We start from the raw sequence: 20,758 nt of genomic DNA, 5'->3' as shown, positions 1-20,758 counted from the left end.
GGGCCGTTCCTGACGGCTGAGACCGTCGTTCAAATCTGGAAAATGAAGCTTTTTATCAGGATTATGCGCTAAAGGGCCGCAGCTTGGCGATCTGTTGTGGTTCGGCCCCTTAGGTCTGCGATAGGGACACGTGGTGGCCCCCGAACGGTGAAGAACAGGTTTTGATCCGGCCACTGAAAGACCTGTAGGTATTTGTCTTCTCGTCGAACGACCGGTACCGGCTAGCACACCATTCAATATGTTGCGCATATTGCGCGGACATAGCTGGGACGCTGTCCGACAACGTTGTCGGCTCGATCTTCCGATCCATCGATGGGTTGGCGTTGGCAACGCGGATGGGCGACGACGCATATGTCGACAGGAGAGCGGGCAGACGCTCGAAAGACTGCGCGGCACGGTCGATCTTGACGGGCGTCGCGGTCCACAATTCGGATGCGCTCGGCATCAGGGACGGTGGCTTCCTTGGTTCAATGACAGAGGCCACGGATCCTACGCCGAGAGACGCACCTACGACGCAGATTATTCCGAAAACGAGAAATGCGATTTTCTTCATGCGACCCCGAGAGTTTGGAATTCGTCGGGGTGAACGCATCAAACCGCTCTCAGTTCATTCGATGGTGCAAATCGTCGACATTTCTCGCCCCTCGCGGATCAAAATTTGATAATGCGTGGCACACAGCCCTTCCCGACGGGCTGTTTAGCAAGCCTCCACAGCCAAATGGTCCGCTGAAATGAACTCACTGCGGGTGGGCTTGGAGTTTATCGTTCAGAGGACGGCCCGTCTTCCGCTCGGCTGATATCTATACGGTCCGACCCCACGATCGTCTTTGGCCCCGACGCATCCGACCCTCCCTCGTCGTTCCCTTCCGACTTGAAGGTCGTCATGAAACGAAGGGTGGCAAAGGTAACAATGGATAGAACGATCGCAGTCTCGTAGGCGCCTAGGCCGACCGCAGCTCCTATTGCGCCCGTCGCCCATAGGCTGGCTGCCGTGGCTGTGCCTCGAATGCTCGCCTTTCCAACGAGAATGGCACCGCCCCCGATGAAGCCGACACCGTTGATGAGACCTTCGACAATCCTCGCCGTCGCCTCCGGGTTGTCGCGTGTGACAGTTTCGGCGGCTTGGATGAAACCACAGGCTGCGATCGCCACAAGCGGGAAGGTCCTCAAACCAGCGCTGCGCTCGTTTCGTTCGCGGTCCCACGCTATTGGTAGCGCGAGCACGTAAGAAAATAGAAGAGCGACGAGGTGTGGGAGAAAATGCATGTCGAACTGATAGTTGGACAGCCATCCAAGCATGCACCCACCTCCCCTGAACGTTGTTGTCGCAGTGAAATGGAGCACTGTTGACCTGCGGCAAGGCGGCGCCTCATTGCCAAGTAGGCCGTGTCATTCGAAAAATGACAGACATCTTGGCGGTGGGTAGCGCCCGAAACGTCTTGGCGAGCTTTGCGGCGGATGCCGAATACCGGTCGAATTTATTGTCATTCGAGTGAGCCTAGTGCGCAAGCTTACTGGAACGAAAGACGAACCTGACGAATGATGGCCAAACGTTTCACACGACGCTCGCGAGGGTCACGCGCTGGGCACTTCATCTTCCCGATACCATAGTGCATCGGCGGCGTATTGTACTCGCCTCCTTAGGCGCCAGGCGGCAGGCGCTCGGAGCCGGGAAGCGACCTGCGCGACTGCGAAGGCCGCTTCCCGAACCCTCCCTTCAATTGCTGCGCGACGAAGCAATCTTACGGCGAAAGGCACTCCTCGCAGATACCGCAACAGTCTTCGTCCATGACAGCCGACCGCCCACAACAGTCGCAGACGGTTTTCCCTGCGCCGCAGGATAGGTCGTCAGGCGGCAAAATTTCGATCTGGTCAACGTCGAAAACGGTGATGGCGACGAGGTCGTTCATGTCCTGGCTCCGGGGATTGACCCTGAGATAGTGATGGCGGAAAGCCAATCAAGATCGGCATGCCGAGTGTCGGAAGGCGGACGACATTTCCAATGCGCTGCACGACGTACCACGTCCGCTTTCACGGACCCGTCATTTGCATTTCCATACGAGAGGTATACAGGTCATAAATCGGCCCATGGACTTACCTTGGCGGGACCGCTTGGGAGTTTGTACGCGCTCTTGCCGGTTCAATGGAGGGCTTCGTAATGCTTCAATCCCTGATTTCTCTCGAAGATCGTGACGTTGATTCAGTGCTGGATGCTGTCAACCATTGGTGCGCTGGCGAGGGTATTGCTATCGACAGTGCCGACGGTCGTCGTGCCGTCACAGCGGCGGTCGATCTGGTTTCCAGTCATGGTCCGGCCGAACTTTTGCAGGCTTTGACGACCCGTCTTGCCGCACAATAAAGTTGATGTGGTACGCGCTCCATTATTGGTCGCATGGATGATGCGGATCGTGCAGCTCGTTTTGGTTCGACTAGACGCTACGTCGGAGATCGCCGCTCTCATGCCGGGTCCCCTACGAAACTATCCTGGATGTTCGACATTTTCTTTTTCGATCGCGAGCCGTGTCAACCGGACGCGACAGGGATGGCGAACATCGCGATTTTTCCGGTTTCCCGCGATGGTCAACGAAACGGCAGACGAGCGCCCCACCTGTCCGGCATCGCCCTCACCCATTTACAGGAACTTGTATGCCGGACGATCTTCAATCGGAAAAGATAGCTTGGTTTGGGTCGCTGTCGTCGGTCCTTCCTGGCGAGATGACGGGCGTCTGGCGTGGCGAAGGCATTCCCTCCGGGCACCCGCTCGACGGCGTCCTCGAAAACCTGCAATGGTTTGGCAAGCGGTTCAATGCGAATTTGAGCTCCGATGCTCTTCTCTTCCAATGGGATCCCGGCCGCCTCGTTCCGATCGAGCCAGCCTTTTTCCCGATAAGATTGGCGATCCGCCTCGCGGCGTTTGGCAGAACGTCCGTTGCTCGCAACTGGTTTGCGCACATCAGCAAGATCGTTCGATCCCGCGGTACGACCGCAATGGTTAAATTGCGAATGATCGACGGCGCGGAGACCGCGGCGATGGTCTACGACAAGCAGCCGATCGTCGACTATCTTCGTCGGATCGGCAACGACGAGGTTGCAGGCATGATGGTCATTGAAGGCGACGACCGCAGATACTTCTTTAAACTCCGACGTGTCGATTTCCCCGGACATCAGGTGCGACCGTGAAAAACGTTACTGCTCTGCAGACGCCGTATGGGCATTGCATCATTGTTGGGGATTAGCCCCGCTGGTGCTAAATCCTAACCGCACAAGTTAGGCGGGTCGCCAATACGTCTTGAAGCCCAGGGTGCATGCGCATGCCAATTTCATCCTGCCGGCTTCCCTCGGACTTTCGAAAGGCGCTCTTGGACTTGTGCTGAGCGATCGGCGACGGCTCTGTTCCTGCCGCCGCTTTTCGCAAGGTAGAGCGCCTTGTCCGCCTTGGAAATCAGATCATTCATTTCAGATGCACCGTTCCGCAACGTAAACGAAACACCGATACTCGCCGTCAATGTCAGTGAGTTCTCGCCTTCCAGCGGAATGCGCATCGCTTCGATCCGACGGCATACGAAAGCCGCGTCCAGCAGGGCCTGCCCTTCGTTATCCGCATTGTAGACGATTACGAACTCTTCGCCTCCATATCGCGCTGCCAGAGAGCTCGGGAGGCGATCAAGCGAGAGAAGGAGAAGAGCCAAGCTCTGGAGGCATTGGTCACCGACCTGATGTCCGTGGCGGTCGTTGATGGATTTGAAGTGATCCAGGTCGATCAGCAATACCGCAGTTCCACCAATCTTGTTGGTGTTGGCAAGCGCGGCCTGTAGAAAGGTTTCGAAAGTTCGACGGTTGGCCAGTCCAGTCAACGGGTCTTCCTCAGCGAGCGCCTGCAACACCACGTTCTTTCGTCGGAGTTCGTTTGCAGTATCTCCGTAAGAAAGCACGGCGTCTCCGATCATCGCGAGCTCCGCGAGAACCGGACGCGTCTGAACAGGTACGGTTGGTGTATTTTCACTGATGCGCTTGAGGTTTCCGATCGCCGACAGGATCGGCTTTGCGAGATGCCGCCGAGCGAGCAGAAGTAGCACGACGCAGAAAAATCCTGGCATTACCAATGTCACCAAGACGGTGTTTCTGGTGCTTGCGGCTCCCGCCTCTATTTCCTGGGCAAGCCTGTCGGCCGCGAGCGCCGCGTCTCCGCTTAACTCCTTGCCCATCTCGTCGATAATTTTGATCGCTTCGCTGTATGCAGCGGTCGCACGTTCTTCAAAGGTGAAGGCGGTGGTGTTTTGCCCGGCGCTATCACGGGCTTGCTGCCGAGCTGCGGCGATCTCTTTCGCCAGGTTCGCCACGTTTTTCGACCCGGAAACGACGCGCTCCCCCGCATCGAAAGGGAAACCCTGCGCTAGAGCCTGTATCTGTAGCTGTATTTGCCGTTCGAGACGTCGGTCTCGTGCGAGATAGATCGCCCTAACCAGAGACGCCAACCGCTCGGCTTTAACGGCATTACGGGTCTGCGAAAGGATCAGCGGCAACTGCGTTTCACGCGTGAACCTCGCTTCCCGTTCGATCTTGGTCAGCAATACGCCAGTGAAAATGGCAGCCGCGCATGTGTAAACGAGTGCAATTAGGAAAAGCCCCCTTCCCGCTGACCTAAGCGAGATTTGATGCGACGACCTCCATTGTGACCAAGGCTTCAACATTGGCAACCTTAGTAGATGCTGAAGGGGAAGTAGGCGTCATTGATCCGATCGTATGTGCCGTTGAGTTTGATTTCCTTGAGAGCAGCATTGACGCGGGTGAGAAGAGCCTGGTTGCCCTTGTGCGCGGTGATGTGTGCAGAGCTTTGCAGGAAGTCGCTCGAGATCGGGTCTCCGACGTAGCTATACGCAGACCCTTCTGGCGTCTCCATGAATGTCAGGAGCTCAATGGCATCACCGATGAGGAGATCGGCCTTCTTTTCGATCAGGAGTTTTCGCGCGGCTGGCTGGTCTTCGCCAAGAAGGATCGTGCTCTTGGAATAAGCCTTCTTGAGATACTCGGCTTGGATCGTCCCGCTTTCAACTGCGATACGCGCGCCTGCCAGAGCTTCCGGCGAACTGTCCTGGAACTTCTCATCGCCCACCAGAACGGAGTGAGAGCGGTAATAGGGTTCGGAGAAATCAATCCGGGCAGCGCGCTCTTTCGAGTAAGCCATACTGGCCACGACCAGATCGTATTTGTTGGCTTCCAAACCTGCGATGATGTCGTTCCACGGAACGGCCTGGAATGCGCACTCCACAGACATTTTGGCGCAAATCGCCTTGGCAATGTCGACGTCAAAGCCCTTTAGCTCACCATTCTGGATGAAGTTGAATGGGGGGTAAGCTCCTTCAGTCGCTATTCGTAGCGTCTCCGCATGACCCACTCCAGCGGCCAAGAGAGCCGTCAGGCCAAAAGCGATACTCAATTGTCGAAGCATTGGTTCATCTCCTCAGGCCTCAACCATAGCCTGCGACGGCTAATAAAGATTTTCGAAATAAACTTAAATGTTATCCCGGTAACAAGACGATTGTGGTGATTGAACCTCGGCTTCAGAACTATGATTCAGGAATCTATGTGCCCGGCCCCATGAGATCGGGATGCGCCTAGAATCCCCGAAGCGATCGACTCGCGGAAGCACGAAACAACAAGGGAGCTGGCATCATTCTTTAACGCTTGTGAGCCATTGTTCGGTTTCGAAGTGAGGGAGACCGCCTTGACAGATGGATCGCTGACCCGAGATACGGCCATGCCGGCGAACGAGGAGGCAGCGCCGCCAAAGTTCGAGATGTTCGATGCGATCAAACAGAGGCGAGCACGCAGCCATCTGCTTATGGTAGCGTTCGACCAAGGCGTCTCGTGGGATACGCTGAGTGACGAACTGGTTGATCGTATCGAATCCACTGTCCTTGACAGACTTCGCCGCAAGGTTGGGCGGCACGCGGTATACCGCGGTTCTAGGAACACGTTCTTGGTTCTACTGGACGAACCGGACGACGCCCTTGCCGTCACATTCGCTGAACACCTTGTGGAAGTTGTCAACCGTGCAATGCTACTCGGCGGCCAAGCGGTACATGTGCGTAGCGCGGTCGGAATGACTGGTATTGACTTGGGCATTCCCGTCGAAACGACGCTTCAGCATGCGAGAATTGCTTTGGTGGCCGCATGCCAGTCATCGAAACGCGGCGTATCCATCTTCAATTCTGAGATGCTTGGGGACGTGGAAGCGCGTCGTGATTTGGAGGCGGACCTCCGTCAGGCGGTTTCTTTGAACGAATTTGCCATCGTCTTCCAGCCGCAATTCGATATCCTGAGTGGCCGCCTGGTCGGCTTCGAAGCATTGCTCCGTTGGGTGCATAGCGAACGTGGGCCAGTCTCGCCAGCAGTGTTCATTCCTCTTGCGGAGGATCTTGGATTAATTCAGAGGATTGGCGCATGGGTCCTTCGACAAGCGTGTCTCGTCGCCGGCGGGTGGCCCCCCGGCCTGTCCGTCTCGGTCAACGTGTCTCCAGCGCAACTTGAGACTGGAGACTTTGAGGCGATGGTGGAAAGCGCTTTGAATGCCGCCAAGATCGAGCCCGGAAGGTTGGAGCTTGAAGTCACGGAGGGTGTACTCCTGCCGAACGACACCGCCATCATTTCGTTGATTGATCGCTTACGCCGCCGTGGCGTCCGTTTAGCACTGGACGATTTCGGAACAGGCTATTCCTCACTGGCATATTTGCAGCGTTACTCATTTGATAAGCTAAAGATTGACCAGGCATTCGTCAGGTCAGCGCCTTCGAAAGCAAACCAGGCCATCATCCGGGCGGCGATTGGTATAGCGGAGGCTTTGGATATGAAAACAGTTGCCGAAGGTGTGGAGACCGAGGATCAGCTAGCGCTCGTTCGCGAAGCTGGCTGCTCCCAGGTCCAAGGTTACCTGACAGGGCGTCCGATGTCTGCCGAAGATGCTACACGGATCGCAAACAGCGCAGAGGGCCAAAGTGACTTATAGGTTAGTCTACTACAGCAGGAACTCAGAGCCCGGCTTCGGTCATGACGAGATCAATGCCATATTGCGCGTCAGCCAACACAATAACGCTGCGGCAGGTGTAACGGGCGCCTTGATGTTCGATGAGGGATATTTTGCCCAGGTTCTTGAAGGCTCGCAGTCTGCCATCGAAGAAACTTTCGAGCGCATCCAGATGGATCCGAGGCATCACGATGTTCAAATCGTCGACTATTCGCCGGTGGTCAATCGCACCTTTCCTCGTTGGGCAATGACCTACGCAGGAACTAATGCTACCTCTCCGGTGGGTGGGATAGCTGGTCCAAGCGGTTTTGATCCTCGATCACTCTCCGGCCAGGAGATCTTCCAGAAAGTTGCGGGTCTGGTATTTAATGACCGCCAGTCCTAACCAGCATTCTTTTAACGTTCATGAGATGCAATGAGACATTCTCGCGCGATCCTCGGATCCCTGCAGGACAAAAAAACGCTGCGTGCGGATAAGTCTCAACAGTTCGCCTTGACACAATCCGTGGCTTCTCGCACGGCTCATATCAACCGCCCAAGACCGACTCCGCGGGCGGTTGTCCTGGCAAGGCCGCAGGCGAACATAATTTTCAAGTTGCTTTTAATCCGGTCGAAAGGTCTGCGGTTTTGCCGGTCGCTCGGCGCTATGGAACCGGATGGAGTGGCGCCCGTTTCGAACTAGGTACAGAAGGAAGAAACGATGAGCGACGTCAAGGCAATTCCAAATCTCGACCTGAAACGCTATCTCGGACGCTGGTATGAGATTGCTCGGCTTCCGATTAAATACGAAGACGAGCACGCGTCCGATGTCACCGCGAATTACTCCATCAATCCAAATGGAAAAGTTCGCGTCGACAATCGGTGCTTTGACGAACATGACAAGCCGACCAACGCGGTTGGCGAGGCAGATCCTGTTGATGGAACCAAATCGAAGTTGAAGGTCAGCTTTCTACCCGCTGCCCTTCGCTGGATACCTTTCACTGATGGGGATTACTGGGTCCTCAAGATCGATCCAGACTATCAGATCGCTCTGGTAGGCACTCCAGACCACAAGTTTCTCTGGGTTCTAGCAAGAGCGAGTTCCATATCGGAAGGCTTGCTCGAAGAGTATCTGGACGAGGCTCGACGACAGGGCTTTGACCTCAAAAACCTTATTAGAACTCCGCACACGGGCCGTGAAGTGAGCGACACCATGCTGGAGAGCGGTTGACTGCCTCTACTCTCTTGCCCGGATGATCAAAACGAGGGATGCGAGCGGTGAAGGCCACGCGCCGGAAGCTCCGACGATATGCAGAGAGACGACAAGGCGATGATGGGGAGTGATCGTGCCCCGAGTGGCCAACGGCGCTCAACCGGAGGAAGGGAGCGGCCGCCTCATATCCCACGCGCATACCGTCACGTAGAAGCTCACGGATGTCGCTACAGAGTCTAACGGTTTGAGGCATGGCCTTCAGGATGTGATGTTGAGGCAGTGATCCTACTATGCATCGCTGGCCGTCGTACGCTAACGGACACTCGTCGCAGCTTAATGCGATCAGCGCACTCACCAGTCGCTGTCATGGCGTGGCAAATCCTTCAGATCTCGTGCCCATCGCTTACTCGAGGGCGGAAGCACACGAAAAGCTGTCCCCTGGAGCTCGTACACCTAATTGACGGTTCCCAGCAGAATGCCGACCTGCCCTAGATGCTTTTCCTCGCCGGTCGTGTAAATCGGCGACGCGCAGCTTGGGCAGAGGGACTGCAACGTTCTTGGCAGCCACGTTCACATAGAATCGAGGCTCTCCGACGGCGATCTTGAGCTTTTCTCGACGCACGCTACTGCAACCTGTTACGCGGCGCCGGTCAGTCGTTGACAGTTTGTGCAATGGCAGATCGCATGTCGTCGTGATCGATTTACAACTTGTAAGCCAACTATCTCCAGCGGCTCCGGCCATCGATAAGCATTCCGCTTCGCCATGATAAGTCGATCAGACTACTATTGCGTCTTTTCCGTCCCGTTCGGCGTCGTCACTTGTGTTGGTCCACTGCCGCTGCCGCTCGGAGCTGGCGAGCGATCGGTCGCTTCGGGTGGCTTACTCGAACCATCGGCCGGGTTGTCGTCAAAGGTGCCTGCGCCGGACGGCTGGGAGTTGATTGGATCTTTCGCCGACGTTGCGGGCGCTTTGCTTTCCGTCCGATCGATGCTTTCTCCCCACATTTCGACGCCGCCCCAGACGATCATTGCCAGTACGAGCCCGCCGACAAGCACCATCAGTACCGGCTTCCCGCGCCGGCCTTGCCGAGCCTCCGTGGCGGTCTCCGTCACTGGCGCTTTCCGCTTTGAACTGATCTCGGTCATCCTGACCTCCATTGTCTGAATTAATAGCCGCCAACGATCGGAATGATTTCGCCGGTGATGTAGCTCGACATCTGCGGGGACGAGAGGAAGACGTACGCCGGTGCGATTTCCTCAGGCTGGGCCGCTCTCTTCATCGGGGTATTGCTGCCGAACTGTGCGACGTCGTCGGCCTGTTTGTCGGACGGATTGAGCGGCGTCCAGACCGGCCCCGGCGCGACGGCGTTCACGCGGATACCCTTCGCCACGAGCTGGCTCGACAACGCCTTGGTGAACGCGTGTATGCCGCCCTTGGTCATCGAGTAGTCGAGCAGCTCCTTGGAGCCTTCCAAACCGGTGACGGAACCAGTGTTGATGATCGCCGACCCGTTCTTCAGGTGCGGGATTGCCGCCTTCGCCATGTAGAAGTAGCCATAAAGGTTCGTCTTTAGCGTTTCGTCGAAATGCTCGTCAGTGAGGTCCTCAATGTCGGCGGTGTGCACCTGAAAAGCGGCGTTGTTGACGAGGATATCAAGCCTGGAGAACTGCATAAGGGTCTTCTCGACCGCCTTTCGGCAGAAGCTCGCGTCTTTCACGTCACCGCGGATGACAAAGCATTTGCGGCCTTCCTTTTCCACTGCAGCTTTCGTCGCTTCCGCGTCGTTGGCTTCGTCGAGATGGACGATCGCGACGTCGGCACCCTCGCGGGCAAACAGGATGGCAACGGAGCGGCCGATCCCGGAGTCGCCGCCCGTGATCAGGGCTACCTGGTCCTTTAGCTTTTCCGATCCCTTGTAGAAAGGGGCGTCACACATGGGGGCAAGCGGAAGGTCCGCCTCCGATCCCGGCTTGTCCTGATGGACCGCTGGGAACGGCGGCTCGGGGTAGCGGCGGGCTCCCGCCTGCATTGCGCCGGAGACCTTCGGCTTTTGCTTCTTGTCGGCCTGTTCAACCTGATCCTGGATTTCGCGCTGTTTCGCTGCTGTCGCTTCTGATGTTACTGGAACCTCCCTGGCTTTGAAAGACAACGTCGAACTCCCCAAAAGGTTACGGACGCGCCGCGATGGTCTGGACACGTACGGTGCGAAGCCATTGGAACAATCGGCCGAGGTGTGGCTTCTCTGAAAACACTTAAGCGGGAGAGAGACGATGGCGTCCATGACACTTGAAGAAATATCGGAGAAGCTAAAGAAGATCGACTTCTGCATGCTGTCGACGAACGGCGGGTCCGGGCGTATTTCCAGCCGTCCCATGAGTAACAACGGCGACGTCGAGTACGACGGCGATTCTTGGTTCTTTTCCTTCGACGACACGAAGAAGGTTTTGGAGATCGACGGCATCGATGTCGTCTCTCTCACGTTCACGGCGCCGCCTACCCTGCTTGGCAAACCTGGGATCTTCATCGCGATCGAGGGAGCGGCCTCGCTAATCCGCGACAAGGCCGCCTTCGAGGAGCACTGGGTTCCAGACCTCGAGCGGTGGTTCCCTGACGGCGTGGATACGGAAGGTCTAGTCCTGATCAAGGTCAAGGCGATTTCGATCCAGTACTGGGACGGTGAAGAAAACGGCGAGGTCTCGCTTGGGGTTCATGACGACGGTCAAGAGCACGCTGATGGCCTGTTTAAGACAACAGGAGCGTCACCGAGGCGGCTCTCATCAGGCTAAAGGCGTCGGAGCGACGCGGGCATCCGTCTCAAGCCGAGCTACGAAGCGTATAGCAGAGTAGCGGGAGGGTGGGATTGCGGGCGGGCTAGCCGACCGGTTCTCGCCCCGCCGCGAGATTTTCTTGTTGTCAGCCTCCGTGGACGAGGGCAGTTGCGTCAAGTTGCGCGAAATCCTCGACGACCATGGCTGGATCGATGGAAGGCTGGACGGCGGACCGATCAGCAGGTTGGGAGCGACGAAGAACAAAGTTCTGCAACCTACGCAACTTCAAGCCGAAGTGCCTACCGCGCTCGAGATCCGCCTCGCACACGCCGGCCTTGTCCCAGAGGCATTCAACCGCCTGAAATACGAAAGCGATGCGTTAACTGCGAGGGGAGTGTGTCGTCGCAGGGGTAAGAGACCTGTCGGAACTGGTGTGCCAGGTGTTGAAAACTAGAAGTGCGATCATAAGCAAGAACAGCGAGAGCCCCACCATTGCCCATATGGAAATGCCGCGCTTTTTTCCTGAGTCGGGTGTCCGCCTACCTTGGTAGGGGGTACGCTCTCTCTGCCTATCGAACTTCGGAGGCTCGCTCATTGTGCCGTAAAGAACGTGAGGAGAACCTTGCCCTTGTCACCTAGTAGGCAGACAAAGCGATCAGGTTTCCCGGTCTTTTCCTTGCGTGCAATGTAGGCTTCACCGAGGACGACCATCTTCACGGGGACGTCGCCGACCTTCGTGTCTGCTTTTGTGACCGCTAAGCTTTCGATGTCCATCACTAAATCGGTTATGTCTGGGGACCGCTCCTGAAGCGCAAGAAGCCCAGTCGACTTGCAAGCATCGACGGTCGGATCCGTGGGTGTTTGTCCAAGTGCACTTCCCGCGACAAGCGTGAACGTCACAGCGCCCATCAATCTCATTTCAAATCTCATTCGATTTCCCCTTGACGAGAGCACGGCAACCGCGTGCTCCCACGCCAGCATCAAGCCTTATCGACGACGTTCTTGATCGCGTCTTTGGCTTCTCCCTTGGCGACCTGAGCTTTGCCCTTGGCTTCCTGGATGCTGCCTTTGACCTGTTCTTCGTGATTGTCTACGGCCTCGCCGGCAGCCTGGCGAGCTTTGCCAGCAACCTCGTTCGCCGTTCCTTTGATCTTGTCGGATGTGCTTCCCATGGTCGTTCTCCTAAATGCGGGTCCACAAGAAAGGCGCCGGCGAGATTATCGTTCCATCGCCAGGCATGGAAAACGACGGCAGGCCGAGGCGGGCGAATTCGAACGATGCTTGACCCGGAAAAGTTCCGGCAACAGCGAATGCGTTCTCGCTGTCTCGCTTGGAGGCGCAATGGTGGACGTGACATACGATTGGTGGCGGCAGCGCGCACACCGAAGAATGCTCAGGCAGGAGAATGTTCGCGCACGCGGAATGCACTTACCGGCTGAGCAATGTTTTTCATCTTTTTAAAGCCCAAGTCGTCGAAAACGAGAGGACGCTGCTTTCGGACGTGGTCCCGCACCGTACGCGAAATACAGATACCACCGGGCTCGGCAATCGACTCCAGGCGCGCAGCGACATTGACAGTATCGCCGAAAACGTCGCCTTCTTGGACTATGACGTCTCCGACGTTGATGCCTATTCGAAAAAGAAGGGGGGCCGCATCATCGGATGCTGATTTTTCACCTGACATCGCCCGTTGAATCTCCAGAGCGCAATCAACCGCCGACAGCGCGCTGCTGAAAGCGGCTAGTACGCTGTCGCCTGCCGTCGTGACGATCGTGCCGGCGTGATTTTCGATGATAGGGTCGATCAGGTCTCGGACAGCCTGCAGCCGCGCCAAGGTCGCGGCCTCGTTGCCTTCCATCAACTTGCTGTAACCCACAATATCTGCGGCCATGATCGCAAGCAGCCGGCGGTCAAGGCGCGATAGAAGTTCATCACGCGTCAACTCCGCCGATCGGGCCCGCCGTGATGTTGCACGCACTGCTAAAACCGCAAAAATCGCGGTAATCACGGCGAGGACGAAGACAATCAGTTCCATCCGCCGATCGACTATCCGCGCTTCAGACACTCGTTCGGCTAGTTTTCTGCTTTCTTCCGCCCTCATGTTCTTCAAAGAGTCGCGGACGCCGTCCATGAGCATCTTGCCCTGTCCCGTTCGCATTATCGCGAGAGCGCCGTCACTGTTACCCTCTGCTCGCTGGGCTACACTTTGGCGGAGCTCTGACATCTTCTGAGAGATCATCGACCGCAGCACTGCGACATTGCCGTCTTGACGGCTGTTGTCGGACACGCCCGCAGCAAGGTCGTCCATGGCTTTAGCTACGCCATCCAGAGCGCCGTCGTATGGCTCCAGATAGACGCGGTCGCCAGTGAGGAGGTAACCGCGTTGTCCTATTTCCGCGTCCTGGAGCAGAGACTGTAGCACCGACAACAGCCGCTCGTTCCCTATGGTGTGCGCGATGGCCTGCTGTGCCTGACGTTCCCGATGCGAAATGTAAAGTGAGGCGGCGATCGCGGCTGCCGCAAGCACGATGACAGCAATGGTGATTATGCCGGCACTCTGACGAACCTCACTACGGGCACGAAGAAACAGCTTGTCTACAGATGGTCTCGTCATCATTGCCTTTGCGAGCGGCGCTACATCCAAGGTGATAACTATGTTTCGCTCCAAAGATTGGAAGGGATCGACATTTCGTGAGCAAGGTCGGGCGATGCAGGCCGTCGGCTAGAATACCCTACGGACCTCTGGAACTTTATAGTCTCGCGCGCATTTGCTGGTGCCCGCTTCGAAGCGCGGGGATTAAAAGGAGCATTCATGAAGTCGATCATCCTAGCTACCACCGTATCGCTCACGCTGTCGGGAGCTGCCTTCGCCCAACAAACTGTCGCAACCGGTTCCGACGCCACCATGGCAGGCCCCGGCATCGCGATGGGAAGCGCCGCAACCGTGCCGCTGAAGTACGTTGAGATCAAGGATGCGGACCTGGTCGCGTCTAAACTTATCGGCGTCAACCTGTACAATAAGGCAAATGAGGATGTTGGCGAAATCTCCGACATCGTCATCGGCGACGGCAAGACCGTCATTGGCGTGGTCGCCAGCGTGGGCGGTTTCCTAGGGATCGGCGAAAGCTACATCGTGATCGACCCAGCTTCCATCGCTCTTGCCGACGACAACGGCACCTGGAAGGCTTTCGTCGACACGAACAAGGACGACCTGTCGAAGGCGCCGAAATTCGATTACTCGAAACTGAAGAAATAATCGACCATGACGAAGGCGGCTCTGTGGCCGCCTTTTTTCATGGCTTAAATGATCTGCTCGCCAAACAGCTCCAGGTCTTCAGGCTCAATGAAACTCCGCGGAGCGGAACAAAGGTACCGACCCCTCATTATCCACTGAGAATGATGTGGAGGATAGTGACATGTTTCGCGATTTCAACCGAAGCGACGATAGCGTGCGTCAGGCAGGATTAGGCGCGTCGTTACAAGCAGCACTTGCCGCAGATCCTCTTTGCGGCGGCGCGGATCTCTCGATTTCATTTCTACCCGACGCTGTTGTTATCGAAGGGCGAGCGACCTCTGAAATAGCGATACGTGCTAAGGCAATCGTGTCCGACATCGTTCGACCAGGCGCTGTGCTTGACCGTATCGTATGGATTCGTCTTCAATAGCGACAACTAACTTTGGCGAGCAGCTAGCTCCTGTCTCGAACGCAGAAAAGAGTTGCTTTTGAAATAGTTCTTTGGGGCTTGGTGAGCGTAACGGACGATATGATCATGAGGCGATACGAAATTTGCTCACACCCTGACGGCACATGGAGCGTTATGGATTTCCACAAAGGTCGGGTTGCGGAAATGGAAGGAGAGTTTCTAAACCGATTGTCGTTTTCCCTCGCTCGAAATCTCAGGGAGCTCTTAAACTTCGGTGATGGGAATGGAGGTGACAACGGATCTCGTGTGTCGGATGCATCGCTGCTAGTAAAGGGAATCGAAGTCCGCTGAACCCTGTCGCTAGCGGCAATTCCTCAAAACCACGTGTCACGACAAGCTAGTCGAGGCACACCGGTTAACCGAAGATCGCGTATTTATGGGTATAGTTTTACGCGGTTGGTCAAATCGGTGGGGAGAAGCTTTTGAGCGAACTCCCCACCTTCGGCTACGGTGCTGAGATGGTCGCAATGAACCACCGCGTAGCCTATTATGACAACGTCCTCCGGCGTGGCCCGTTCCCTCGAAGAACGTTTGATCCATCTCCCGATGCATATATATCAATATCAGAATGTAAAGATTCGATTCGAAGGTTACTCAATGGCGGAAAAACTTACCTATCGAGCGTCTGGGATTCCTCATCCGGTTGATGCCCACGTAGGATCTCGCATTGAACTGGCTCGAAAGCTTAAACGCATGTCGCAGAGCGATCTGGCCAACGCGGTCGGAGTCAGTTTCCAGCAGGTTCAGAAGTACGAACGGGGCACGAACAGGGTCAGCGCCTCGGCATTATTTGCGATCATGCAGGCTCTGAATCTTACAGCGTCCTACTTTTTCGAAGGACTGGCGAGCGAATATATTGGAGAGAATGCAACGGCATCCGACGCTGAGCTCATTCCTTCGGAGGTGAGCGCCTTTATGGGCAGCAGACATGGCATCCAACTCATTCAAAGCTACCTAAGTGCACCAACCGGCGTCCAAAAGGCGCTTGCTGCGCTGTTGAGCGAAATCCCTTAGTCGATCGCTACGGTACCAGGCGGCGCCTCGGAAGCCAAAGTGCCGGCCGCGTCCGGCGTTTTATGGCTTTTTCCGAGGTGGGAAGGATGCTCTTTAGATTGTAAAGTCGATATTTGTAAGATAGCCGGTTCAACGAGATTGAACATGGCTGGCGAAGCACTATGTCGGCGACGCTGCACGCCATTTTTCATAGTTACTTCGCCGCGCTCGCCTCAGGGGATTTCATGCCGCACACCGCATCGCAAGGCCATTCAAAACGAGGTCTTGGCCTCGACCCCGTCATCTCCTTCAGTCTCGCAGGTGCGATCGTTTTCTTTTTGATCAGTGGCGCTTTCGCCTACATAAATCTGAAGACGCTACGCGTGAACACGGACGCGATCGTTCATTCTCACGAGGTGATCATTGCTCTCGATGAGCTTCTTTCCACGACCCAGGATGCAGAAACAGGCCAGCGCGGGTTTCTGCTAACCAACAGCGATCGGTATCTCGAGCCCTACAATCGGGCGCTGACCGTGATCCCTGGGCAATTGCAAAACATTGCTGATCTCACAAGTGACAATCCCGCTCAAGTTCGCCGCCTCCCGATTTTGCGACAGCACGTCGAAGCTAAACTTTCGGAACTGAAACAGACGATCGAGCTCCGTCGCGCGGACGCCGCCGACTCGGCGCTGGCCGTTGTCAATTCGGACCGTGGCAAGGTCGAGATGGATGCTATCCGCGGTCAACTCTCAGACATGAGCCAGGAAGAAAAAAACCTGCGCGTCCGCCGATTGGACGAGATGAACGACGCCTATGGGACAGCGCTGACCAGCAGCGTGCTCGCGGGCGCGCTGGGGATCCTCCTGACAATCGCCATCGGCGTTCTCATACGACGGTCGACGATGGCTCGCCGCCGCGAGGAATGGCTCCAGGCGAGCAGTCTGGGGCTGGCAGCAGCGATCATGGGCGATCAGAAAACTGAGCAGCTTGGCGAGAGTATTCTAACCTATCTGGCGAACCATCTCGGGGCTATCGCAGGTGCCATCTTCGTCGGAACCCAGGATTTCTACCGACGAGCGTCGACGTATGGCGTTCCAGCGGATGCGAAGGTGCCTGAAGAGATCAAACCGCGAGAGGGTCTGCTTGGCCAGGCCGTCGTCGAAAAGAGGCCGGTAATCGTTGACGACGTGCCGGAGGGCTACCTGGAGTTCGGATCTGCACTAGGACGCGATAAGCCGCGGCAACTGGTCATCGCGCCGGCCGCAATAGATTCAAGTGTCAATACCGTGGTTGAGCTGGGCTTCATAAGACCCGTCGATGAACAAGTCCTGGCATTCCTCGATCAGGCGTCATCCACCATCGCTACGGCTATCCGATCTGCGAACTACCGCAGCGAGCTACAGAATTTCCTGGAGGAGACGCAGCGTCAGTCCGAAGAACTGCAGGTCCAGAGTGAAGAGCTGCGCGTCTCCAACGAAGAACTGGAGGAGCAGAGCCGCGCGTTGAAGGAGTCGCAAGCTCGGCTTGAACAGCAGCAGGTAGAGTTGGAGCAAACCAACTCCCAGCTCGAGGAGCAGGCTCAGCAGCTAGAGTCTCAGCGCGACGATCTCGAGCGTGCCAATTCGTCGAGCCTTCTGAAGGCCCGCGAGTTGGAACAGGCGAGCCGCTACAAGTCGGACTTCCTGGCAAACATGTCGCATGAACTCCGGACGCCGCTCAATTCGTCGCTGATCCTGGCAAAGCTGCTTGCCGATAATCCCGACGACAACCTGACTGCCGAACAGGTGAAATACGCGCAGACGATACAGTCCTCCGGAAACGATCTTCTCAATCTGATCAACGATATTCTCGATCTCTCGAAGATTGAGTCCGGCCATGTCGACATTCGTCCGGAGCCGGTTTCCGTCGAACGGCTTGCGAACAACCTGCGTCAGGTTTTCGAACCGATTGCCCGAAACAAGGCTCTCGCGTTCCAGATCGACATCGTGCCGGGATCTCCACCGGTCATCGAGACCGATCTGCAGAGGCTGGAGCAGGTTCTTAAAAACCTGCTCTCCAACGCGTTCAAATTTACCGAACGGGGTTCGGTAACGCTGGCTATGAACCGGACGGGTGACGGCCAGGTCGCGTTCGCCGTGACTGACACTGGCATCGGGATCGCCGACGAGCAGCAGAAGAGAATTTTCGAGGCCTTCCATCAGGCAGATGGCACGATCAGCCGTAAATATGGAGGCACCGGTCTCGGACTGTCGATCTCCCGCGAACTCGTGCGGCTGCTAGGTGGCACGATACAAATCAACAGCCGCGAGGGTCAAGGCAGCACGTTTTCGATTACGCTTCCGCAGACCTACGATCCATCGATCGTCGTTCCACGAGCCCCCGTGGGTAGTGCGGTTGTGCCAACAGATCCTGTCCCAGCCTCGGCCCCGAAACCCTTAGGCTTCCCGTCTCGTTCTATCGTGGAGGACGATCGCGCCGTGCCCGCCGATGACCGCCGGATTCTGCTGGTCGTTGAGGATGACGACACCTTCGCGGCCATTCTACGCGACCTCGCGCGCGACATGGGATTCCGTTCCCTCGTCGCTGGGACTGCGCAGGACGCGCTCGACCTCGCCCAGCAGTTCATGCCGAGCGCCATCGTACTGGACGTCGGGCTTCCCGACCAATCGGGCCTGTCGGTTCTCGATCGATTAAAGCGAGATGTTCGTACGAGACACATTCCGATCCATATAGTCTCGGCCGACGACTACACCGAAACCGCATTGTCACTCGGCGCTGTCGGCTACATGCTCAAGCCAGTGCAGCGCGAGCAACTCGTCGAAGTCCTGAAGACACTGGAAGCAAGGCTGTCGCAAGGGGTACGCCGCGTCCTGATCGTCGAGGATAACGACGTTCAGCGCGAGGCCGTGGCAAAGCTGTTAACGTCGCACGACGTCGAGACGATCAGTGCCGGCACTGCCGCAGAAACCCTGGCTCTTCTGAAGGAGCAGACGTTCGACTGCATGGTGCTCGATCTTTCACTGCCGGACGCATCCGGCTATTCGCTGCTGGAGACGATAAGCCAGGACAGTACGCATTCCTTCCCGCCGGTGATTGTCTACACAGGGCGCGTCCTGTCTTCCGACGAGGAGCAGAAGCTTCGAAGGTATTCCAAGTCGATCATCATCAAGGGTGCAAAGTCGCCGGAGAGGTTGCTCGACGAAGTCTCGCTGTTCCTGCATCAGGTGGTGTCGGAACTACCAGACGAGCAACAGAAGATGATCAGGAAGGCACTGCACAGGGACGCGCTGCTGGAAGGGCGTCGGATCCTCATTGTCGAAGACGACGTTCGCAACGTCTATGCCCTGACCAACATCCTCGAGCCGCGCGGGGCGTTGGTGCAGATTGCACGGAATGGTCAGGAAGCCCTCGACGCTCTTGAAAAGTCTGAAGGTAATCCGGGGTCCAAGATAGATCTCGTTCTGATGGACGTGATGATGCCCGTGATGGACGGGTTGACCGCTACACGGGCTATCCGAAAGAACCCCGATTGGAAGAAGCTGCCAATCATAACCCTGACGGCCAAAGCCATGCCCGACGATCAGCAGCGTTGCATCGACGCTGGCGCAAACGACTACATGGCGAAGCCATTGGACGTCGAAAAACTTCTTTCACTCGTACGCGTGTGGATGCCCCGGTGACAAAGACATTCGAGAAAATCGAGGATATCGAGATCCGCCTCCTCCTGGAGGCACTCTATGTGCGGTACCATTACGACTTTCGCAGCTATGCAATGGCTTCTATCAAACGCCGTTTGCGGCAAGCGCGCGAGCAGCTCGGCTTCTCGACGATCTCCGCCCTGCAGGAGGCGGTCTTGCATGATCCTGGCATGCTCCCTCGCCTTCTCGGCTATTTGACCGTGCAGGTCAGCGAGATGTTCAGGGATCCCGAATACTTCCGGGCTATTCGCGAGAACGTCGTTCCCCATCTCAAGACCTATCCGTCGCTCAAGATCTGGATCGCCGGCTGCAGCGGCGGCGAAGAGCTCTACTCTTTCGTGATCCTCTTTCGCGAGGAAGGACTGGAGGAACGAACAATCTTTTATGCAACGGACATCAATCAGGACGCACTGCGGATTGCGGAAGCTGGCGTTTACGATCTTGATCGTATCCAGCTTTTCACTGAAAATCACCGCAAGTCCGGTGGGAAAACCTCGCTCTCCGACTACTACTCTACAGGCTATGGGAGAGCGTCGTTCGATAAGACGCTTCGCCAGCATGTCGTCTTTTCCGACCATAGTCTTGTTACGGACGCCGTGTTTGGCGAGATGAACCTCATTTCCTGTCGCAACGTGATGATCTATTTCGATCGTCCGCTTCAGGATCGAGCGATCGGGTTGTTCAAGGATTCGTTGAGCCGTAAGGGATTCCTAGGATTGGGTTCTAAGGAAAGCCTTCGATTCTCTAGCCACGGACCATCGTTCGTGGACTTTGTCCGAGACGAAAAGATCTATCAGAGGTCCGGGCGATGATCGAAGCTTCCCCAGAGGCGATAGTTATCGGTGCGTCCGCAGGCGCGCTTGAAGCCCTCTCGACCATCCTGCCGGCCCTGTCGGCGGATTTCCGATTTCCTGTAGTCGTGGTTGTTCATATTCCGCCAGACAAACGCAGCGTGCTTGCTCAACTTTTCGAGGCGAAGTGTGCTCTCAACGTTGTGGAGGCCGAGGATAAAGAGCCGCTAAAACCCGGCACCGTATACTTTGCTCCGCCCGACTATCATTTGCTGGTAGAAGCAGACAGGTCGCTCGCCTTGTCGAGCGACGAGCCAGTGCTTTTCTCACGGCCGTCCATCGATGTTTTGTTTGATACGGCCGCCGACGCTTATGGCGCCGCGCTGATCGGCATCATTCTCACCGGTGCAAATCAGGATGGTGCAGCGGGACTGAAGGCGATCGCCGATGCCGGAGGCACCGTGCTTGTTCAAGATCCACATGAAGCGTTCCAGGACGCCATGCCTCTAGCTGCGATCGACGCTGTTCCAGACGCTTCTGTGCTTTCGCTTACTTCGATAACGACTTTTTTGCAAAAGGTTTGAGCC

Annotated in this window: 22 protein-coding genes; 12 read left to right on the top strand and 10 right to left on the bottom strand. The window is 56.5% G+C overall.

Annotation, left to right across the window (positions count from 1 at the left end):
• Positions 1-109: 109 nt before the first annotated feature.
• The 3 genes from ACODTZ_RS03250 to ACODTZ_RS03240 form a co-directional block, all read right to left on the bottom strand.
• Positions 110-262: a BA14K family protein gene (locus ACODTZ_RS03250; protein WP_489024780.1), complete on the bottom strand. Its 153-nt coding sequence runs from the start codon at positions 260-262 to the stop codon at positions 110-112.
• A gap of 497 nt (positions 263-759) precedes the next feature.
• The gene (locus ACODTZ_RS03245) at positions 760-1,266 is read right to left on the bottom strand and encodes an MgtC/SapB family protein (protein WP_489024778.1); all 507 of its coding nucleotides are present in this window, start codon (positions 1,264-1,266) and stop codon (positions 760-762) included.
• 476 nt (positions 1,267-1,742) lie between these two features.
• Positions 1,743-1,910, bottom strand: a complete 168-nt coding sequence (locus ACODTZ_RS03240) for a hypothetical protein (RefSeq protein WP_489023705.1) — start codon at positions 1,908-1,910, stop codon at positions 1,743-1,745.
• A 248-nt stretch (positions 1,911-2,158) separates the two neighbouring features.
• On the opposite strand from ACODTZ_RS03240, the gene ACODTZ_RS03235 reads away from it, so the two are divergent.
• Positions 2,159-2,359, top strand: coding sequence for a hypothetical protein (locus tag ACODTZ_RS03235; protein WP_489023703.1), 201 nt, complete (start codon positions 2,159-2,161; stop codon positions 2,357-2,359).
• A gap of 287 nt (positions 2,360-2,646) precedes the next feature.
• The gene (locus ACODTZ_RS03230) at positions 2,647-3,180 is read left to right on the top strand and encodes a GXWXG domain-containing protein (RefSeq protein WP_489024776.1); all 534 of its coding nucleotides are present in this window, start codon (positions 2,647-2,649) and stop codon (positions 3,178-3,180) included.
• 140 nt (positions 3,181-3,320) lie between these two features.
• Here ACODTZ_RS03230 and ACODTZ_RS03225 read toward each other — a convergent pair whose 3' ends face one another.
• Together ACODTZ_RS03225 and ACODTZ_RS03220 are read right to left on the bottom strand one after the other, a co-directional pair.
• Positions 3,321-4,571 carry a GGDEF domain-containing protein gene (locus tag ACODTZ_RS03225; protein WP_489023701.1) on the bottom strand — a complete coding sequence of 417 codons (1,251 nt, stop codon included), beginning with the start codon at positions 4,569-4,571 and terminating at the stop codon, positions 3,321-3,323.
• A gap of 128 nt (positions 4,572-4,699) precedes the next feature.
• Complete coding sequence (locus ACODTZ_RS03220; protein WP_489023700.1) at positions 4,700-5,449, bottom strand: transporter substrate-binding domain-containing protein; 750 nt, start codon at positions 5,447-5,449, stop codon at positions 4,700-4,702.
• A 276-nt stretch (positions 5,450-5,725) separates the two neighbouring features.
• Between ACODTZ_RS03220 and ACODTZ_RS03215 the strand changes: the two genes are divergently transcribed.
• From ACODTZ_RS03215 to ACODTZ_RS03205, 3 genes are all read left to right on the top strand, one after another.
• The gene (locus ACODTZ_RS03215) at positions 5,726-7,006 is read left to right on the top strand and encodes a putative bifunctional diguanylate cyclase/phosphodiesterase (protein WP_489023699.1); all 1,281 of its coding nucleotides are present in this window, start codon (positions 5,726-5,728) and stop codon (positions 7,004-7,006) included.
• Positions 6,996-7,409: a BLUF domain-containing protein gene (locus tag ACODTZ_RS03210; RefSeq protein ID WP_489023697.1), complete on the top strand. Its 414-nt coding sequence runs from the start codon at positions 6,996-6,998 to the stop codon at positions 7,407-7,409. The genes ACODTZ_RS03215 and ACODTZ_RS03210 overlap by 11 nt, the downstream gene beginning before the upstream one ends.
• A gap of 315 nt (positions 7,410-7,724) precedes the next feature.
• Positions 7,725-8,234, top strand: coding sequence for a lipocalin family protein (locus ACODTZ_RS03205; RefSeq protein WP_489023695.1), 510 nt, complete (start codon positions 7,725-7,727; stop codon positions 8,232-8,234).
• 765 nt (positions 8,235-8,999) lie between these two features.
• On the opposite strand, the gene ACODTZ_RS03200 is transcribed toward ACODTZ_RS03205, so the two are convergent.
• Positions 9,000-9,362, bottom strand: coding sequence for a hypothetical protein (locus ACODTZ_RS03200; RefSeq protein ID WP_489023694.1), 363 nt, complete (start codon positions 9,360-9,362; stop codon positions 9,000-9,002).
• A gap of 20 nt (positions 9,363-9,382) precedes the next feature.
• Complete coding sequence (locus ACODTZ_RS03195) at positions 9,383-10,366, bottom strand: SDR family oxidoreductase (RefSeq protein ID WP_489023692.1); 984 nt, start codon at positions 10,364-10,366, stop codon at positions 9,383-9,385.
• 121 nt (positions 10,367-10,487) lie between these two features.
• On the opposite strand from ACODTZ_RS03195, the gene ACODTZ_RS03190 reads away from it, so the two are divergent.
• Positions 10,488-11,003, top strand: a complete 516-nt coding sequence (locus ACODTZ_RS03190) for a pyridoxamine 5'-phosphate oxidase family protein (RefSeq protein WP_489023691.1) — start codon at positions 10,488-10,490, stop codon at positions 11,001-11,003.
• Between the two features lie 573 nt (positions 11,004-11,576).
• Here ACODTZ_RS03190 and ACODTZ_RS03185 read toward each other — a convergent pair.
• The 3 genes from ACODTZ_RS03185 to ACODTZ_RS03175 all read right to left on the bottom strand — a co-directional run bounded on the left by ACODTZ_RS03185 (position 11,577) and on the right by ACODTZ_RS03175 (position 13,602).
• Positions 11,577-11,903, bottom strand: a complete 327-nt coding sequence (locus ACODTZ_RS03185) for a hypothetical protein (RefSeq protein WP_489024775.1) — start codon at positions 11,901-11,903, stop codon at positions 11,577-11,579.
• Between the two features lie 62 nt (positions 11,904-11,965).
• Positions 11,966-12,157: a CsbD family protein gene (locus ACODTZ_RS03180; RefSeq protein WP_489023689.1), complete on the bottom strand. Its 192-nt coding sequence runs from the start codon at positions 12,155-12,157 to the stop codon at positions 11,966-11,968.
• Between the two features lie 221 nt (positions 12,158-12,378).
• Positions 12,379-13,602 carry an adenylate/guanylate cyclase domain-containing protein gene (locus tag ACODTZ_RS03175; protein WP_489023688.1) on the bottom strand — a complete coding sequence of 408 codons (1,224 nt, stop codon included), beginning with the start codon at positions 13,600-13,602 and terminating at the stop codon, positions 12,379-12,381.
• Positions 13,603-13,797: 195 nt separating this feature from the next.
• On the opposite strand from ACODTZ_RS03175, the gene ACODTZ_RS03170 reads away from it, so the two are divergent.
• From ACODTZ_RS03170 to ACODTZ_RS03145, 6 genes are all read left to right on the top strand, one after another.
• The gene (locus ACODTZ_RS03170) at positions 13,798-14,241 is read left to right on the top strand and encodes a PRC-barrel domain-containing protein (protein WP_489023686.1); all 444 of its coding nucleotides are present in this window, start codon (positions 13,798-13,800) and stop codon (positions 14,239-14,241) included.
• Between the two features lie 160 nt (positions 14,242-14,401).
• Positions 14,402-14,650 (top strand): hypothetical protein, encoded by a 249-nt coding sequence (locus tag ACODTZ_RS03165; protein ID WP_489023684.1) that lies wholly within the window; start codon positions 14,402-14,404, stop codon positions 14,648-14,650.
• 636 nt (positions 14,651-15,286) lie between these two features.
• Positions 15,287-15,703, top strand: coding sequence for a helix-turn-helix domain-containing protein (locus ACODTZ_RS03160; protein WP_489023682.1), 417 nt, complete (start codon positions 15,287-15,289; stop codon positions 15,701-15,703).
• Between the two features lie 161 nt (positions 15,704-15,864).
• The gene (locus ACODTZ_RS03155; RefSeq protein WP_489023681.1) at positions 15,865-19,362 is read left to right on the top strand and encodes a response regulator; all 3,498 of its coding nucleotides are present in this window, start codon (positions 15,865-15,867) and stop codon (positions 19,360-19,362) included.
• Positions 19,359-20,192, top strand: coding sequence for a CheR family methyltransferase (locus ACODTZ_RS03150; RefSeq protein ID WP_489023679.1), 834 nt, complete (start codon positions 19,359-19,361; stop codon positions 20,190-20,192). Before ACODTZ_RS03155 ends, ACODTZ_RS03150 begins: the two co-directional genes overlap by 4 nt.
• Positions 20,189-20,755 (top strand): chemotaxis protein CheB, encoded by a 567-nt coding sequence (locus ACODTZ_RS03145; RefSeq protein ID WP_489023677.1) that lies wholly within the window; start codon positions 20,189-20,191, stop codon positions 20,753-20,755. The genes ACODTZ_RS03150 and ACODTZ_RS03145 overlap by 4 nt, the downstream gene beginning before the upstream one ends.
• The last annotated feature ends 3 nt before the right edge of the window (positions 20,756-20,758 follow it).

Source organism: Rhizobium sp. FG113, from assembly GCF_057809895.1.
This window is presented reverse-complemented; position numbering and strand designations above follow the sequence as displayed.